At 74.6% G+C, this 16,737-nt stretch carries 11 protein-coding genes; 4 read left to right on the forward strand and 7 right to left on the reverse strand.

Features of this window, described 5'->3' with window-relative positions:
* Window positions 1–26: 26 nt before the first annotated feature.
* From sucC to ACFF45_RS02075, 6 genes are all read right to left on the reverse strand, one after another.
* Window positions 27–1,205, reverse strand: a complete 1,179-nt coding sequence (gene sucC / locus ACFF45_RS02050; RefSeq protein WP_381341043.1) for an ADP-forming succinate--CoA ligase subunit beta — start codon at window positions 1,203–1,205, stop codon at window positions 27–29.
* 1,112 nt (window positions 1,206–2,317) lie between these two features.
* On the reverse strand, window positions 2,318–2,944 hold the full coding sequence (locus ACFF45_RS02055) for a hypothetical protein (RefSeq protein WP_381341046.1): 627 nt from the start codon (window positions 2,942–2,944) through the stop codon (window positions 2,318–2,320).
* Window positions 2,945–3,225: 281 nt separating this feature from the next.
* Window positions 3,226–4,350, reverse strand: coding sequence for a hypothetical protein (locus ACFF45_RS02060; RefSeq protein ID WP_381341049.1), 1,125 nt, complete (start codon window positions 4,348–4,350; stop codon window positions 3,226–3,228).
* Window positions 4,351–4,487: 137 nt separating this feature from the next.
* Entirely contained in the window at window positions 4,488–5,669 is a 1,182-nt protein-coding gene (locus ACFF45_RS02065; RefSeq protein WP_381341052.1) for a VWA domain-containing protein, read from the reverse strand.
* A gap of 37 nt (window positions 5,670–5,706) precedes the next feature.
* Entirely contained in the window at window positions 5,707–8,214 is a 2,508-nt protein-coding gene (locus tag ACFF45_RS02070) for a DUF5682 family protein (RefSeq protein WP_381341054.1), read from the reverse strand.
* A gap of 84 nt (window positions 8,215–8,298) precedes the next feature.
* A complete protein-coding gene (locus ACFF45_RS02075) occupies window positions 8,299–9,438 on the reverse strand; it encodes an ATP-binding protein (RefSeq protein WP_381341057.1) in 1,140 nt (379 codons plus the stop codon).
* A 133-nt stretch (window positions 9,439–9,571) separates the two neighbouring features.
* Here ACFF45_RS02075 and ACFF45_RS02080 point away from each other — a divergent pair, with 133 nt between their 5' ends.
* Together ACFF45_RS02080 and ACFF45_RS02085 are read left to right on the forward strand one after the other, a co-directional pair.
* The gene (locus tag ACFF45_RS02080; RefSeq protein ID WP_381341060.1) at window positions 9,572–10,924 is read left to right on the forward strand and encodes an SWIM zinc finger family protein; all 1,353 of its coding nucleotides are present in this window, start codon (window positions 9,572–9,574) and stop codon (window positions 10,922–10,924) included.
* A 137-nt stretch (window positions 10,925–11,061) separates the two neighbouring features.
* Window positions 11,062–12,720 (forward strand): DUF5691 domain-containing protein, encoded by a 1,659-nt coding sequence (locus tag ACFF45_RS02085; RefSeq protein WP_381341062.1) that lies wholly within the window; start codon window positions 11,062–11,064, stop codon window positions 12,718–12,720.
* A gap of 60 nt (window positions 12,721–12,780) precedes the next feature.
* On the opposite strand, the gene icmB is transcribed toward ACFF45_RS02085, so the two are convergent.
* Window positions 12,781–13,197 carry a coenzyme B12-dependent isobutyryl CoA mutase small subunit gene (gene icmB, locus ACFF45_RS02090; protein WP_381341065.1) on the reverse strand — a complete coding sequence of 139 codons (417 nt, stop codon included), beginning with the start codon at window positions 13,195–13,197 and terminating at the stop codon, window positions 12,781–12,783.
* A 637-nt stretch (window positions 13,198–13,834) separates the two neighbouring features.
* On the opposite strand from icmB, the gene ACFF45_RS02095 reads away from it, so the two are divergent.
* The gene (locus ACFF45_RS02095; RefSeq protein ID WP_381341068.1) at window positions 13,835–14,728 is read left to right on the forward strand and encodes an esterase/lipase family protein; all 894 of its coding nucleotides are present in this window, start codon (window positions 13,835–13,837) and stop codon (window positions 14,726–14,728) included.
* A 327-nt stretch (window positions 14,729–15,055) separates the two neighbouring features.
* The gene (locus ACFF45_RS02100; RefSeq protein ID WP_381341071.1) at window positions 15,056–16,666 is read left to right on the forward strand and encodes a M23 family metallopeptidase; all 1,611 of its coding nucleotides are present in this window, start codon (window positions 15,056–15,058) and stop codon (window positions 16,664–16,666) included.
* Window positions 16,667–16,737: the final 71 nt, after the last annotated feature.

The raw sequence follows: 16,737 nt of genomic DNA on the forward strand, positions 1-16,737 counted from the left end.
TGTGTGGATGTCCTCGTCCTAGGTGCTTACTTGGCGGCTGCGGCGAGCTCGGCGGCCTTGTCGGCCGCACCGTCCATGGTGTCGACGCGCTGGACCAGCGGGTGGTTGGCGTCGGTGAGGATCTGGCGGCCCAGCTCGGCGTTGTTGCCGTCGAGGCGGACGACCAGCGGCTTGGTGACGTTCTCGCCGCGGTCCTCCAGGAGCTTCAGGGCCTGGACGATGCCGTTGGCGACCTCGTCGCAGGCGGTGATGCCACCGAAGACGTTGACGAAGACGGACCTCACGTCCGGGTCGCCGAGGATGATCTCCAGGCCGTTCGCCATCACCTGGGCGGAGGCGCCGCCACCGATGTCCAGGAAGTTGGCGGGCTTGACGTTGCCGTGCTTCTCGCCGGCGTAGGCGACGACGTCCAGGGTGCTCATCACGAGACCCGCGCCGTTGCCGATGATGCCGACCTCGCCGTCGAGCTTGACGTAGTTGAGGTTCTTCTCCTTGGCGGCGGCTTCCAGCGGGTTGGCCGCGGCCTTGTCGTGCAGCTCGTCCCAGTCGTGACGGAACTCGGCGTTGTCGTCCAGCGACACCTTGCCGTCGAGGGCGATGACCTCGCCGGAGGCGACCTTCGCCAGCGGGTTCACCTCGACGAGGAGGGCGTCCGACTTGATGAAGGTGTCCCACAGCTTGACGAGGACGTTCGCGACCTTGTCGGCGACCTCGGCCGGGAACTTGGCGGCCTCGACGATCTCACGGGCCTTGGCCTCGTCCACACCGTCGATGGGGTCGATCGCGGTCTTGGCGACGGCCTCCGGACGGGTGGCCGCCACCTCCTCGATCTCCATGCCGCCCTCGACGGAGGCGATGGAGAGGAAGGTGCGGTTGGCACGGTCGAGGAGGAAGGAGACGTAGTACTCCTCGAGGATCTCCGGAGCGGTCTCGGCGATCATGACCTTGTGGACCGTGTGGCCCTTGATGTCCATGCCGAGGATGTCCGTCGAACGGGCGACGGCCTCGTCCGGGGAGGCCGCCAGCTTCACGCCACCGGCCTTGCCGCGGCCACCGACCTTCACCTGCGCCTTGACGACGGACTTGCCGCCCAGCCGCTCGGTGATCTCGCGCGCCGCCTCAGGCGTGTCGATGACTTCACCGGCCAGCACCGGTACATCGTGCTTGGCGAAGAGGTCCCTCGCCTGGTACTCGAACAGGTCCACGCGCTTCCGTCCCTATCAGTGATCTCGCGGTTCGTTGGATGCGTGGGCGTGCCGCGAAGGGCAACGTGACGACCGCATGTGTCACAGGGGAAGCGCACACGGTGTCCGAGCGCGCGGCATGTCCGTCTCGCAGGTTATCGCTGCTTGCGGGAGGCCCCTAAATCGCAGGTCACATGCCAGCGGTGATACCTGTCACATGATGCCGGGCTCACTGGCACGGCGTGCCGCCGGTGAGGAAACCCGCCGGTGGCGGGGTCTGGCGCTCTTCGGTGACGGGTCTGGGTGCGGCTCGCGGGTGCTACTCGGTGACGGGGCCGGGTGCTAGTCGGTGACGGGGCGGGGCCCTGCCGGTGACGGGGGCGGGGCGCTACCCGGTGACGGGCTGAGGACTGCCCGGCGACGGGCCGGGCACCACCTCGGCCACGGGACCGGGCCCTGCCAGCAACGGGGGCCGGGCGCCACCTCGATCACGGGACCGAGCCCTGCCGGTGACGGGAGCCGGGCGCTACCCGGTGACGGGACCGGGCCCTGCCAGCAACGGGGGCCGGGCGCCACCCGGTGACGGGCTGAGGACTGCCCGGCGACGAGCCGGGCACCACCTCGGCCACGGGACCGGGCCCTGCCAGCAACGGGGGCCGGGCGCCACCCAGTGACGGGCTGAGGACTGCCCGGCGACGAGCCGGGCACCACCTCGATGACGAGGCCGAGTCCTGCCGGTGACGGGGCCGGGCGCCACTCCATGACGGGGCCGGGCCCTGCCGGTGGCGGGGCCGGGGCCTCACCGGGCTGGGGTTGGCCCGGTGAGGCCCTTGGAGCTGCCCCGAGGTGACGCGAACGGTGCGCCGCCGCGGGGTTCCGGCCCGGCGGTCCCGTCCCCATGGGGCCGCCGGGCCTGGTCCGCAGGGTTCCGCCGGGACGGCCGACGGCTTCGGCCGTCCGTGCCGGGTGCCTGCGGAGATCAGGGGCACGCCCGCTGGGCGGGGCGTGCGGCTACGGGCCGCGCACTCCGGCGCGCGGAGCCCGCGGCTCAAGGGCGAGCGCGCGGCACGCAACGTGCGGCTCCGGGGTGAGCGAGGCGTACACCTGCCGGGCGCGCGCGGCGCGGGGCCGGGTCAGTGGCGGAAGCCGCCGGCGTCCGGGACCTCCTGGACGCACCCCTGCGCCCGGCCCGGCGTGAGCGAACCGGTGACGCCCCGCGCGCCGGTGACGGCGTGGCCGGTGAACGAGCCGCCGGTGCCCTGGGCGGTGGCGGTCAGGTCCTGGGCGAAGGGCGCGACGCCCGCCGCGAACGCGCCGGCCTCACGGGCCACCCCGGCCGCGAACGGAGCGACCTCGTCCGTTGCCCTGGCCTCGGACACGGCAACCGCGGTCGTGGTGCCGGCCTCCGCCTGTACGGCCGCCCGGGCGGCCCGCGCCCCCGCGATGGCCTGGCCGCCCCGGATCTTGGCCGCCTGCCCGGTCTGCGCCGCGGCGCTCCCGGTCGCGTCCGCGGCGGCCTCCCCGACGCTGCCCGCCCGGTCGGTGACGGCCGACGTCACCTCGGCGACGCTCTCCTCGCCGACGCCGGTGACCCCGTCGAGCGGCCCCTCGGCGTCATCGGCCGGGTCCGGCACGGTGAGGGAGGACACGGGCAGTTCGTCGGCGTTCGGGGCGGCGGAACCGAGCGCCCACGCGCCGGTCACCCCGGCGGCCATGACGAGAGAGCGGCGGACGTTCTTGTTGATGCGGATGGTGTTCATCGCGTGCGTCTGATCCTTCAAGAACGGACGTCCGGAACGGGACGTCCGGGGCACGAACCCCCCTCCCGATCGCCGCACAACAGCGACCTGGGCCGGGATTCACGCCACGGGACTCGGGGACCGTCCGGCACCGTCCGCGACCGCGGTCCCGCACGGGGGACCGGCGAGGTCAGGGGGACGACTCCGGCGGCGTCCGTCCGCCGGCCGGGAACGGCCGGGACGGTCGGGCAGACCTGTTCCGCCCCCGCGCGACAGGTCCACTGCGGGGGGGGAGGCCTGCCCTAGCCGGGGAAGACCGGGATGTCCCGGTGCCGGTCCCGCGTCCCGTCCGCCTCGACGCGCGCGGCCGCACCCGGCATCAACCGCGTGGGCGGCCGCCGGCTCTCCGTCACCGCGTACGCGTCACCGTGCCGCGACGTACCACCGTCCGCCGCCGACCGGCTGCCCAGCGTCCCGTCGCCATGACCGGCCGGCGCCCGGTGTCCGGGCGCGTGCGCGCCGACGGCGCCCTCCTGCCGCTGTGCCCCGTCCCGGTCCGCCACGGCACCCGCACCGCCGCCGGCGGACACGCCGAGACCCGGCCCGTGGACACCGGTCACCTGCACCGCGCGGTCCCGCTCCGGGAAACCGCCGTCCCCGGCTGCCGGCCCCTCGGCCCCGCCCGGCAGGGGCGCGACCGTGTCGGGCAGCGGCAGAGTCCGCGCCGGAAGCTCGGGAAGCACCGGAACACCGGGCACCGCGGGAGCTCCGGGCGACACCGGCGTCCCAGGCCACTCGGGAACCGCCGGAACGGAAACGTCGGGAAGCCCGGGCGGGGCGGGCAGAGCAGGGACAGCGGGAGGAGCGGGAAGAGCGGGCAGCGCAGGAAGAGCGGGAAGAACCGGGAGAGCTGGGAGAGTGGGCAGGGCGGGCAAGCCGGGGAGACTGCCGGGTCGGCTCCCGGGGTCACTGCCGGACCACTCCGCGAGACCCGGCAGCTCGGGGAGCCGGGACAGCCCCGTCCCCACGACACGCCCGACCGGCCGCACGGCCCGCTCGGTCACGGAACTCCCGGCCGCCACGGACCGCCCGGCACTCGCGACCGCGGCCCGCTCGCCGGCCGGTGCCACCGACCCGCCGGAGCCGGCCGCGCCACCCGTGCCCGCGCTCCGCGCCGGACGCTGCGCGGAACGGCTCTCGCCGTCCGCGCCCGCACCGGGCGTCACCGCCACGGCGACCGGAGCGGTCACCCGCGGCAGAGCCTTCGAGGAGCCGGGTGCGCTGTCGGCCGCGTCCGCCCGCTCCCCGCCCAGCACGCCGAGCACGAACACCCCGCCCACCAGCAGGACCAGGTGCAGCAGACGCCGCCCCGCCACCGCGCGCGACAGGCGCGCGGCGGCCCGGGGCAGTGCGGCTGACCAGATCAAGAGGGCGAGGATCCTCACCGTGCGGTGGAACAAGGCATCGATCCTCGCACGTGACTCCGCAGGGTGCGCAAGCCCTGCGTTACCGATGGGTGGTCATATCCCTTTGAAACCGGACTCGACTGTTCCTCTCCCGGTCGTCACACGGTGTCCGGTATCGGCAGCGGGCGCTTCTCTATCGCCGCCGCCATCACCTCCGGGAACAGGTCCGGCGTACAGGCGAAGGCCGGCGCCCCGAGCGCCGCCAGCGCGGCCGCGTGCTCCCTGTCGTACGCGGGCGCCCCCTCGTCCGAGAGCGCGAGCAGCGTCACGAACTGCACTCCCGACGCCTTCATCGCCGCCACCCGCTTGAGCATCTCGTTGCGTATCCCCCCTTCGTACAGGTCGCTGATCAGCACGACCACCGTCTCCGCGGGCCGGGTGATCTGCGACTGGCAGTACGCCAGCACCCGGTTGATGTCGGTGCCGCCGCCGAGTTGCGTGCCGAAGAGCACGTCCACCGGGTCGTCAAGCTGCTCGGTGAGGTCGACGACCGCCGTGTCGAACACGACGAGTCGCGTGGATATCGTCCGCATGGACGCCAGCACCGCCCCGAACACCGACGCGTAGACCACCGACGCCGCCATCGATCCCGACTGGTCGATACAGAGGATGACCTCCTTCTTCACCGATTGAGACGCCCGCCCGTAGCCGATCAGCCGCTCGGGGACGACCGTCCGGTACTCCGGCAGGTAGTGCTTGAGGTTGGCCGCGATCGTGCGGTTCCAGTCGATGTCGTGGTGGCGCGGCCGGCTGATCCGCGCGCTGCGGTCGAGCGCCCCGCTGAGGGTGGCCCTGGTGCGGGTGGCGAGCCGCTTCTCCAGGTCCTTGACGACCTTGCGCACGACGGCCCGCGCCGTCTCCTTGGTCGTCTCCGGCATCGCCTTGTTCAGCGACAGCAGCGTGCCGACGAGATGCACGTCGGCCTGCACCGCCTCCAGCATCTCCGGCTCCAGCAGCAGCGCGGACAGCCCGAGCCGGTCGATGGCGTCGCGCTGCATGACCTGCACGACCGACGCCGGGAAGTACGTCCGGATGTCCCCCAGCCAGCGGGCCACGGACGGCGCCGACGCCCCCAGTCCCGCCGACCGGCCCGTGCCCGACTGCCCCTTGCCCTCCTTCCCGTAGAGCGCGGTCAGCGCCCCGTCCATCGCCGCGTCCCGCCCACCGAGCGCACACCCGGTGCCGTCCGCCGCGTCACCCCCCAGCACCAGCCGCCACCGCCGCAACCGCTCCCGCCCGGCGTCGTCCGGCGCGGCCACGCCCCCGGCTTCCTCAGTCATACGTCCTCCTCCCCGCACGCCCCGTGCATCACGCTCGTCACGTCACCCCGGCCGGCTCGGCGCCGGCCGCCTCCACCGCCCCGTCCAGCCCCAGCAGCAGCCGCACCACCGGCAGCACGGCATCGGCCCGCTCGGCGTCGAGCCCCGGCCCGAAGCCCGGTGTCCCCGCCCCCGCGGCCTCCGCGCTCCCCCGCTGCCCGGGCCCCCGCCGCACCAGCTCCCCCAGCGTCCTGCGGACCCCGGGCTCGTACGCCGAGAAGGTGCGCCGCAGCAGCGGCAGTACGCCGGTGAACGCCTCCGTCGGCACCCCGGTCAGCCAGCCGTCGACCAGCCCCAGCAGCCGCTCGTCGTGCACCAGCAGCATGCCGCCGCCCCCGCCGGCGAACCCCTCGATCCACGCGGCCGCGTCCGCCGGAGGCGTCCCCGGCGACAGCACCAGCCCCATCAGCCGCGCCGCCTCGTCCTGCGCCAGCTCCCCGTCGTCCAGCAGCAGCCGCACCGCGCGCCCCCGGATCACGCCGGGCACGGTGTCCCGCGCGCAGAGCACCCGCAGCACCGTGTGCCAGCGGCCCCGCAGGTCGCCGTGGTCCGCTGCCGGACCGTCGCCGAGCAGTCCCACGGCCGTGTGCGCCGCGTCCACATGACGCCGCATCTCCTCGGCCGCGTCCGCGTCGAGCGCGGCGCAGGCGGGTGGCAGACCGACGAAGACCCGCTCGGCCAGGCCCGCGGCGACCTCCGCCAGGGCTCCGGTGTCCGTGCCGCGCACGTCGCCGTAGCGCAACGAGCGGACCAGGGCCGGCAGCGCCTGCGCGAGGTGGCCGACGTCGGCGTCCAGGGCCGCCCGGTCGGCGAGGACGCGCATCACCGCCGGGAGCGCGTCGGGCAGTTCGGCCAGCAGGCAGTGCTCGGCCAGCGCGGTGACCTCGGCCAGGCCCTGCGCCGCCGTGGCGTCGGCCTCCGCCTTGGCGGTCGCGGCGGCGAGCACGGTCGTCCCCCACACCCCCGCCTCGGCGACCCGCACCGACAGCTCCGGCTCCCAGCGCAGCCGCCAGCTCTCCCGGAACGTTCCGGTACTGCCGCGCGACATCACCGGCTCGCCCCACGCCACGCCCAGCAACCGCAGCCGGTGCAGCAGCCTGCTGCGTCCGGCATCGGTCTCCTTGCGCAGGTCGAGCTCCAGTTCCCGCTCCAGCGCCTCCGGCTTCAGCCGCAGCCGCCGCTGCACCCGGGCGAGGTCCCGCTGCAGGGGCACCGCCGGCGCCGCCTGCGGCACCTCGCCCAGCACGTCCCCCACGACCAGCCGGTCGTGCACCAGCGCCAGCGGTACGTCCGAGCCCTCGCACATCACCGCCCGCACGGCGTCGGTCGTCTCGCCGAGCCCGGCCAGCGGGCGCCCGCGCATCGCGGCGAGCGTCTCGGCCAGCCGCACCGCCTCGATGACATGGGCCGAGGAGACGGACCGGTCCTCGGCCCGCAGCAGCCCCGCCACCTTGGTCATCCAGCGCTCGACCGGCCGGTCCGGCGCCGCGAACAAGTGGGCGTACCACCCCGGTGAGTCGACCCCCGCGCCGTACCCGCTCGCCCGCGCCAGCCTGCGATGCGTCCACGGCACCCAGGTCATGTCGGTCTTGACCTTGGGCAGCCCCTTCAGCAGCGCGCGGTCCGCCGCGACGGTCGCCTTCTGCCGCAGCGCGGGCACGTGCCACGCCCCGCACACCACGGCCACGCCGCCCCCGAACTCGCGCTGGGCCGCGCGCATCTGGAGCCGCATGTGCGCCTCCCGCACGAGGTCCCGGTCGTGTCCGCCGCTGCCGTACACCTCCCGCAGCGCCCCCATCGCCTCCTCGACCACGGCGAACGGGGCGAACACGTCCTCCCGGCCGGGCCCGCGGTGCTCGACGACGTCCTCCCACCAGCGCTCGGCGTCGTCATATCCAGCGGCCTCGGCGAGCACCCCGAGCGGATCGATCCGCACGTCGGTCCGGGGACCGGCGCCCCCGCCGTCCGAGTCGTCCTCGGCTCCGGCGCCGACTGCGGAGTCCCCCTCGGCCTCGGTGCCGACTGCGGAGTCCCCCGCGGCACCGGAGTCGGCGGCGGCGCCGGCGCCGGGCCCGGCCTCACGGTCATCGCCCTCACCGCCATCGCCCTCGCCGGCCGCCGCCGGCTCCTGCCCCGTCCCGCTCTGCCACACCAGCGTGTGCGTGGCCGGCAGGTCGATGAAGCGAGCCGGGATCCCCTGCTCCAGAGCCCACCGCATCGCCACCCACTCCGGCGAGAACTCGGCCAGCGGCCAGAACGCCGAACGCCCGGGCTCGTCCACGGCATGGGCGAGCAGGGCGACCGGCGGGCGCATCTCCGGGTCGCCGGCCAGCGGGATCAGCGGGTCGGCCTCGGGCGGCCCCTCGATCAGCACCACCCGCGGCCGCGCCGCCTCCAACGCCGCCCGCACGGCCCGCGCCGACCCCGGCCCGTGGTGCCGTACGCCGAGCAGCAGCGGCTCCCCGCCGGTCCATCCGCTGCTCCCGGCGGCCTCAACGCCCGTCACACCGTCCCCCTCGCCTCCGAGGCCATCCCAGATCGTCGTCGTCCACCGCGCCGGCGCTCGCCGCCGCGTCCCACCCGACGCTGCTCACGCGCTCACCTCCCGGCAGGCCCGGTAGAAGTCCTTCCAGCCCTCCCGCTCCCGCACGACCGCCTCCAGGTACTCCTGCCAGACGACCCGGTCCGCCGCCGGATCCCGGACCACCGCGCCGAGAATGCCCGCGGCGACATCGCTCGGCCGCAGCACGCCGTCGCCGAAGTGGGCGGCCAGGGCGAGGCCGCTGGTGACGACGGAGATCGCCTCCGCCGTGGACAGCGTGCCGCTGGGCGACTTCACCTTCGTACGGCCGTCGGCCGTGATCCCGTCCCGCAGTTCGCGGAAGACCGTCACCACCCGCCGGATCTCGTCGACGCCGTCCGGCACGGCCGGCAGGTCGAGGGAGCGGCCGAGCTGGCCGACGCGCCGCGAGACGATGTCGACCTCCGCCTCCACGCTCTCCGGCAACGGCAGCACGACCGTGTTGAACCGGCGGCGCAGCGCGCTGGACAGCTCGTTGACCCCGCGGTCGCGGTCGTTGGCCGTGGCGATCAGGTTGAAGCCGCGGACGGCCTGCACCTCCTGGCCCAGCTCCGGTACGGGCAGCGTCTTCTCCGACAGGATGGTGATGAGCGTGTCCTGCACGTCCGCCGGTATCCGGGTCAGCTCCTCGACCCGCGCGGTCATCCCCTCCGCCATGGCCCGCATGACCGGGCTGGGCACCAGTGCGTCCCGGCTCGGGCCGTGGGCGAGCAGCTGCGCGTAGTTCCAGCCGTAGCGGATCGCCTCCTCCGGCGTGCCGGCGGTGCCCTGCACGAGCAGCGTCGAGTCGCCGCTGACCGCCGCGGCCAGGTGCTCCGACACCCACGTCTTGGCCGTGCCGGGCACGCCGAGCAGGAGCAGGGCGCGGTCGGTGGCGAGCGTGGTGACGGCCACCTCGACGATGCGGCGCGGTCCCACGTACTTCGGTGTGATCACGGTGCCGTCGGGCAGGGTGCCGCCCAGCAGGTAGGTGGCGACCGCCCAGGGCGAGAGCTTCCAGCGGGCCGGGCGCGGCCGGTCGTCCTGCACGGCCAGCGCGGCGAGTTCGTCCGCGAAGGCGTCCTCGGCGTGCGGCCGCAGCGCCTCCGCTTCGTGCGCGGACGTGTTCTCGGTCTGCTCGACGGACGTCGGTTCCACGGACACAGACATGGCTGAGTCCCCCTCCAGCTCGGCCGGTTCGGATCTGGTCACCACGGTGCACCACCCCACTGACAATCCATCCTGACCTGCGAAAACGCGTTCGCCAGGCCGATTGTCAGTGGGGGGATCTACCTTCGATGGCATGACTCAGCAGGGGGTGCGCTGGACGGCGGAACAGGTGCTGGCACTGGCGCCTGACGCCGCGTCACGCAAGGCGGGCAGCAAACTCGGAGCGGCCGGGCCGTGGTCCGGGACAGGGACTTCCGACGAGGGGACGTTGTGGGGACTGTGCAAGGGCAGTGGCAGCAAGCCGTACCAGACGGTCGTCGACGTCGCGGACGCGTCCGGTCCGGCGTACAAGTGCAGTTGTCCCAGCCGTAAGTTCCCGTGCAAGCACGCGCTGGGGCTGCTGCTGCTCTGGTCCGGCGACGACGGCGCGGTGCCGCGGGGCCAGGCGCCGGAGTGGGCCGAGCAGTGGACGGCGGGCCGGCGGCAGCGCGCCGCGGAGCAGCGGACGCCGGGAGCGGCGGGTGCGCCGGCCGCCGCCGACCCGGAGGCGGCGCGGCGCAGGGCGGAGCGCCGCGCCGAGCGGATCAGCGCGGGCGCGACCGAGCTGGAGCAGCGCCTGGCGGACCTGCTGCGCGGCGGCCTGGCCGCGGCCGAGCAGGCGGGGTACGGGCTGTGGGAGGAGACCGCGGCGCGCATGGTCGACGCCCAGGCACCCGGGCTGGCCGCGCGGGTCAGGGAGCTGGGGGCGATCCCGGCGTCCGGACCGGGCTGGCCGGTGCGGCTGCTGGAGGAGTGCGCGCTGCTTCACCTCCTCGACCAGGGCTGGCTGCACCGCGACCGGCTGCCGGAGAGCCTGGCGGCCACGGTCCGTTCCCGGGTCGGGCTGCCCGCCGCGGCGGACGGCCCGCCGGTGCGCGACCGCTGGCTGGTCCTCGCCCAGTACGACACGGCGGACGCGCGCCTGACCACCCGCCGGACGTGGCTGTACGGCACGGACTCCGACCGCACCGCGCTCCTCCTCTCCTACGGCGCGGCCGGCCGGGCTCCGGAGCTCGCCCTGCCGGTCGGACTGACCCTGGACGCGGAGGTGTCCGCCTATCCGGGTGAGGGCCAGGCGCGAGCGGCGATCGGCGAGCAGTTCGCGCCGCCCGCCCCGACGCCGGTCCAGCCCCCGGGCATGTCGACGACCCTCGCCGTCGCCCGTTACGGCGAGGCGCTGCGCGCCGACCCGTGGCTCGACGCGGTCCCGGTGACCCTGGACCGGGTCGTACCGACCCCGGACGGCGCCTCGTGGCAGCTGGCCGACGCCGACGAGGACGCGGCGCTGCCGCTCACCCCGGCCGCCCGCTCCCGCCCCGGCCTCTGGCGCCTCGTCGCCCTCTCGGGCGGCGCCCCCGTCAAGGTCTTCGGCGAGTGCGGCCACCAGGGCTTCACCCCCCTGACGGCCTGGCCGCGGGGAGCGCGCACGGCGGTCTCCTTGTGCTGATCCCGCCGCGCGCCGGCGTACGTCTCACCGTCGCGAGACCCACCGCCGCCCGCCCCGCACGGCCCTCCGGTCATCAGCCGCCGGCCACCCGCCCTCGTAGGGCTCCTGACCCTCGTCGTGACACCGAAAGGACTCTCGTGAACAGGACCGCAACCCCGGTGGACCCGCCCGCGCCGGGCGGCCCCACCGGCCACGGTCACGCGGGCGCCACCGCCTGGGAGGACCTGGTCACCACCGCCCTGCTCGGCACGGACCGGCGCCCGCCGCCCGTCTCGCTCCCCGCTCCGGGCCGGGAGGCACCGGCGGCCCTGCTGGACGCCGCGGCCGCGGAGACCGTACGGCGCCGGGCGGGCCTGCGCCCGGCCCGCGCCGCGGCCCGCCCGGACCCGGCCCCCGAGGACCCCCGCCCGCCCCTCCCCGCCGCCGCGGCCCGCCGGCTCGCCCTGCTGCTGGCCGACCGGCCCGGCGCGTCCGGCGGCGGCCGCAGAGGCACGGCACCGGACCTGATGGAGCTGCTGCCCCAGTGGCTCGCGCTGGCCAACAGCCACCACTACGCGGCGCCCCCGGAAACACTGCCCGTCCTCCTGGACGCGGCCCGCGGCCGTACGGACCTGCGTCCCGCCGCCCTGACCTTCGCCGGCCCGCGCGCTCTGTGGCTGGCCCGCCTCAACCCGGACTGGCGCTTCGCCCTGCGCGCGGCTCCGGGCGGGGGCACCGCGCTGCCGCATGCGGACGACACGGAACAGGTGCGGCGGCTCTGGGAGGAGGGCCTGTTCGCCGAACGGGTGGCGCTCCTGACCGCCCTCCGTGCCCAGGAGCCCACCCGCGCGCGGGAGCTGCTCGCGTCGACCTGGTCGACGGAGCGGGCCGAGGACCGCCTGATGTTCCTCGACTCCCTCCGCACGCGGCTCACCGGCGAGGACGAGCCGTTCCTGGAACGGGCCCTGGCCGACCGGAGCCGCAACGTACGGGCCACCGCGGCCGAGCTGCTCTCGGCACTGCCCGGCTCGGCGCTGGCCGCGCGGATGGCGGTACGGGCCGGAGCGTGCGTGGCCGTGGACCACACCCGGGACGCCCCGGTGATCACCGTCGAGGCACCGCACGAATGCGACGCGAGCATGGAGCGGGACGGCGTGCTGGCCAAGGCCCCGGCCGGACGGGGCGAACGGTCGTGGTGGCTGGGCCAGCTGGTGGAGGCGACGCCCCTCACGGCCTGGCAGGCCCGGCTGGGCGGCCGTACGCCCCGGGAGGTCGTGGCGCTCCCGGTGGCCGACGACTGGCAGGCCGAGCTGCACGCGGCGTGGTGCCGGGCGGCGGTCAGACAGCGGGACGCCGACTGGGCCCGCGCCCTGCTGGGCTCGCCCTCGGCACCGGAGGCGGGCGGCCCCGGGGCGGTGTCGCTGGCGGAGCGGGCCAAGCTGCTGGACACCCTGGGCGGCGAGGAGCGGGCCGAGTGGGTCGCGGGGTTCATCGCCGCGCACGGCCTGTCCGAGGCGTTCCAGCTGCTGGGGGTCTGTGCGGTGCCGTGGTCCGGGCCTCTGGGGCGGGCGGTCGTCGACGCGCTCAACATCGCCCGGGACGCGGGAAGTTACCCGTGGAGCTTCAGCGGAGTGATGGGCCTGGCCGAACGCTGCCTCGACCCGTTGGAGGCCAACCGGCTCGACGGCCTCCTCGCGGTACCCGAGGAACCGGAGAACGCGTCACCGGGAGCGGGCGGCTACTGGGCCGAGGCCTTCCAGCGCCTGGTCACGACCCTGCGCCTGCGGGCGTCGATGGCCGAGGAGCTGAGCCCTTGAGAAGAGCGCGACCCGGCACCCGCCCCGCCGCACCGGCGCGGTCGCAGACGCAGGTGAGGCTCAGGCCCCCGCCGGCTGCCGTACGTTCGCGCGCACCCAGTCCACGATCGACGCGGTCGTCGCCCCGGGCGTGAAGATCTCGGCGACACCCTTCTCCTTCAGCGGGGCGATGTCCCCCTCGGGGATGATGCCGCCGCCGAAGACCAGGATGTCCTCGGCCTCGCGCTCCCTGAGCAGGTCGATCACGGCGGCGAAGAGCGTGTTGTGCGCCCCGGACAGGATCGACAGCCCGACGGCGTCGGCGTCCTCCTGGATCGCGGTGTCCACGATCTGCTCGGGCGTCTGGTGGAGCCCGGTGTAGATGACCTCCATACCGGCGTCCCGCAGCGCCCGTGCGATCACCTTGGCCCCGCGATCGTGGCCGTCGAGCCCAGGCTTGGCCACCACCACGCGGATCGGACCGGCTGCCACACCCATCACTGCCTCCATGAAGCGACTACGTCCATCCGTACCGACAAGTACCGCACAGTTCCCTCATGCCCGGACGCGCGGCACGCCACCCGCGGCCGGGACCGCCGCCCATGCGCCGGGCCGCAACCCCCGGGGAAGTGAACGAACGTTATCGTCAGCGGCCCGCGCCCGGCAGTTTTACGACGAGGACCGAGGGGGAAATCACATAGTGGGACACATTCGACGCGCGACGTTCCGAGGAACCCGCGCAACGGGAGCCGCGACGAGGCCGCCCCACCCCCGCGCCGCGAGCCGCGCGCCGCGGACGGTGAGGCGCGTCGACGCCGGCACGAAGGGCACCGACAGCTTGTAGCGCAGAGAGACGCGTTCCATCACCGGCACCACACCAGCCTCACCAGGCCCACGAGGCTCACGGGTCGGCAACAACAGCACACAGGCGGCACAGCACAGACAAGCGGCACAGCGGACCTGCACCCCAGGCACCAGGCAATCCGGCCACCAGGCACCATCCGGGCGCCGCCCCCTCACCACCCAGCCCATCCCATCCCGCCCTTCGCGCCCCGTCGACCCTCCAGCGCGACACCCACGGGCGCACACGGGAGGACAGAGCCGTCCACCGTGTGCCGACGGGAGGTCGTCGGCCATGAAGGTCACGCAGGTCACCAGGGCACTGCTGCCCTTTCCCCCGTTCCCCCGCCAGCTGCTGCCGATCCCGGGCACCCTCGCGGGACTCTCTCTGGCCCTGCTGAAGGCCACCGCCCTGGAGATCGCGATCCTGGCCGGCCACCTGATCCTCTACCCCTCCGGCATCATCCAGGAGCGCCGCGCACCGGCCCCCCGGATCCCCGCCCAGGAGGGGACCGCACAGCTCCCCGCGCAGGCCAGGCCCCCGGTCGTCCTGCTGCACGGCTTCATCGACAACCGCTCGGTCTTCCTGCTGCTGCGCCGCTCGCTCGCCCAGCACGGCACGCAGCAGATCGTGTCGCTCAACTACTCTCCACTGACCTGCGACATCCGTACGGCCGCCACATTGCTCGGCCGGCACATAGAGGAGATCTGCGAGCGCTCGGACAGCGAGCGGGTCGACATCGTGGGCCACAGCCTCGGCGGGCTGATCGCCCGCTACTACGTGCAACGGCTGGCCGGCGACAACCGCGTGCGCACGCTCGTCACGCTCGGCACGCCCCACTCCGGCACCCGTGTCGCGCCGCTCGCCAACGCGCACCCCATCGTGCGCCAGATGCGCCCCGGCTCCGCCGTCATCGAGGAGCTGGCGCTGCCCGCGCCCGGCTGCCGTACGCGGTTCGTGAGCTTCTGGAGCGACCTCGACCACCTGATGGACCCGCTGGAGACGGCCTGTCTGGACCATGCCGACCTGCTGGCACAGAACGTCCGGGTGAGCGGGATCGGCCACCTCGCCCTGCCGGTGCATCCGGCGGTCGCCACGGGCGTACGCCAGGCCCTGGAAGGCACGTACGCCGGCCCCGCGGAGGACCCGCGGCCCGGCGCGCACGACGGCGGCCTCACCGTGGCCTGAGCAATTCCCGTGGGCCACCACTCGGTTACCTGCCGGCCACCCGCCAGCCCCGGCCGGTCACCTGACGGCCACTCGCCCGCGTCAGGACCACGCGGCCGGCCCCTCGCCCCGGCACGGCCCGTGATGTCGAACAATCCTCGAACACAAACCCAAACCCGTGCCCGCAGTCCCCCAAAACACGGCCGAATGCCCGTTTCCTGCGCACGCGAAACCAGCAGAAGATTGTCGTGCCCGCGTACCGCCGGGTACAGTCGCCGCACTGCTCTGCCAGCCCCTGTTGTCGAGGCGAAAGAGAAGTTGGTGAACGACCGTCACCCGTCGGGGACCATGACCACCCCGGCATCGGCTTCCGAAGCCGACTCGGCGCCCTACGCGTCGTACGGCACCCAGGAAGCCCAGTACGGCGACCTCACCACATACGCCGGGTACCCCGCCACTGGATTCGACACCGGCGGCCACGCCACGGTGACCGCCCCGAACGCTCCCACCGCCACCACGACCTTCGAGGCCGACCCCCTCTTCGGCGACCTCGCGGGCAACGGGCACGGCACCGGCGCGTACGACGCCACCCAGTGGTCCACCGGCAGCCACCAGACCGTCGCCTACGACGGGTACGCCGCGCACCACCACGCCGCCTACGACACCGGCGCCTACGACACGACCACCTGGACCACGGGTCACCAGCAGCTTCCGCTCATCCCTCCGCAGGCCGGAGCGGTGGACGCCGGCGGCCAGTGGGACGCGAGCGCGTGGGTCCAGCCCGAGCAGGGCGGCCCGGCCGACCAGACCCAGCAGTGGGAATGGGGCACGCAGGCCTTCGACACCGGCGCGTACGACGCCACGCAGTGGAACTCCGACGGCGCCCGGGGCACCGGCCGGACCACCGGCGCGTACGACCAGCAGGCCGAGCACTTCCCGCAGCAGGCGGGGCCGTTCGACCAGCACAGCGGGGAACGCGAAGCGCACACCGGCGAGTTCGACCCGCACACCGGCGAATTCGCGCGGCACGGCGGTGACTTCGCTCCGCACGCCGAGCCGTTCGACCAGCAGGCGACCGCGACCTTCGAACAGATCGACCCCGCCGACGGCGAGGACACGCCGGAGAACACCGGCGAGACGCCGGCCGAGGCCCCCTTCCTCCTCGACGACCAGGAGGAGGTCACGCCCGCCCCCGCCGGCCGGGCGGCCGGCCGCAGCGGTTCCCGCTCCCGTCGCCGTACGCCCGCCAAGCGGTCCGCGCTGCTGACCGTCGCCGTGCCCTCGGCGTGTGTGATGGGCGTGGCGGGTATCGCCGCCGCCTCCGTCGGCACCTTCACCGGTGACGAGCAGGACGCCTCCGCGGCCGCCGCCGACGCGCCGGCGGTGCAACCGTCCGCCGCCAACAACCAGCTGGACACCCAGCTGGAGAGCCTCACCGCCGAGGCGGACGACTTCGGCGACCGGGTCAGCCGCACCCAGGAGCGCATCGACCTCAAGGCGCAGCAGGAGGCCGAGCGGAAGCGGGCGGCGGAGGAGGCGGCGCGCAAGGAGCGGCTGCGCCCGAAGTTCGCGCTGCCGGTCGCGCAGCACGGGCTGAGCGCCTACTACGGCCAGGCCGGCATCAACTGGATGTCCGTGCACACCGGCATCGACTTCCCCGTCTCCTACGGCGCGACGGTCATGGCCGCGACGGACGGCACGGTCCGCACCGAGGTGAACAGCGCCTACGGCAACATGATGATCGTGACGGCGATGGACGGCACGGAGACCTGGTACTGCCACCTCTCCAGCTACCAGGTCGCCTCCGGTACGACCGTCAAGGCCGGCGACCCGATCGCCTACTCCGGCGACTCGGGCAACTCCACCGGCCCGCACCTGCACTTCGAGGTGCGCCCCGGCGGCGGCGCGGCGGTCGACCCGCTGGCCTGGCTGCGCAGCCACGGGCTGGACCCGACGTAGGACGCGGCTCGGCCCGCCCGGGTGAGCCGGGGCCGGGCCCCCTTGCGGAGGTCCCCGGCCCCGGACCGTAC

The organism is Streptomyces cinereospinus (assembly GCF_042430725.1).
GTDB classification, from domain to species: domain Bacteria; phylum Actinomycetota; class Actinomycetes; order Streptomycetales; family Streptomycetaceae; genus Streptomyces; species Streptomyces cinereospinus.

Excerpts from the sequence above, each read along its gene's own strand:
- ACFF45_RS02055 (WP_381341046.1), bottom strand. The coding sequence starts at position 2,944 with ATGAACACCATCCGCATCAACAAGAACGTCCGCCGCTCTCTCGTCATG.
- ACFF45_RS02065 (WP_381341052.1), bottom strand. The coding sequence starts at position 5,669 with ATGACTGAGGAAGCCGGGGGCGTGGCCGCGCCGGACGACGCCGGGCGG.
- ACFF45_RS02075 (WP_381341057.1), bottom strand. The coding sequence starts at position 9,438 with ATGTCTGTGTCCGTGGAACCGACGTCCGTCGAGCAGACCGAGAACACG.
- ACFF45_RS02080 (WP_381341060.1), top strand. The coding sequence starts at position 9,572 with ATGACTCAGCAGGGGGTGCGCTGGACGGCGGAACAGGTGCTGGCACTG.
- icmB (WP_381341065.1), bottom strand. The coding sequence starts at position 13,197 with ATGGGTGTGGCAGCCGGTCCGATCCGCGTGGTGGTGGCCAAGCCTGGG.
- ACFF45_RS02095 (WP_381341068.1), top strand. The coding sequence starts at position 13,835 with ATGAAGGTCACGCAGGTCACCAGGGCACTGCTGCCCTTTCCCCCGTTC.
- ACFF45_RS02100 (WP_381341071.1), top strand. The coding sequence starts at position 15,056 with ATGACCACCCCGGCATCGGCTTCCGAAGCCGACTCGGCGCCCTACGCG.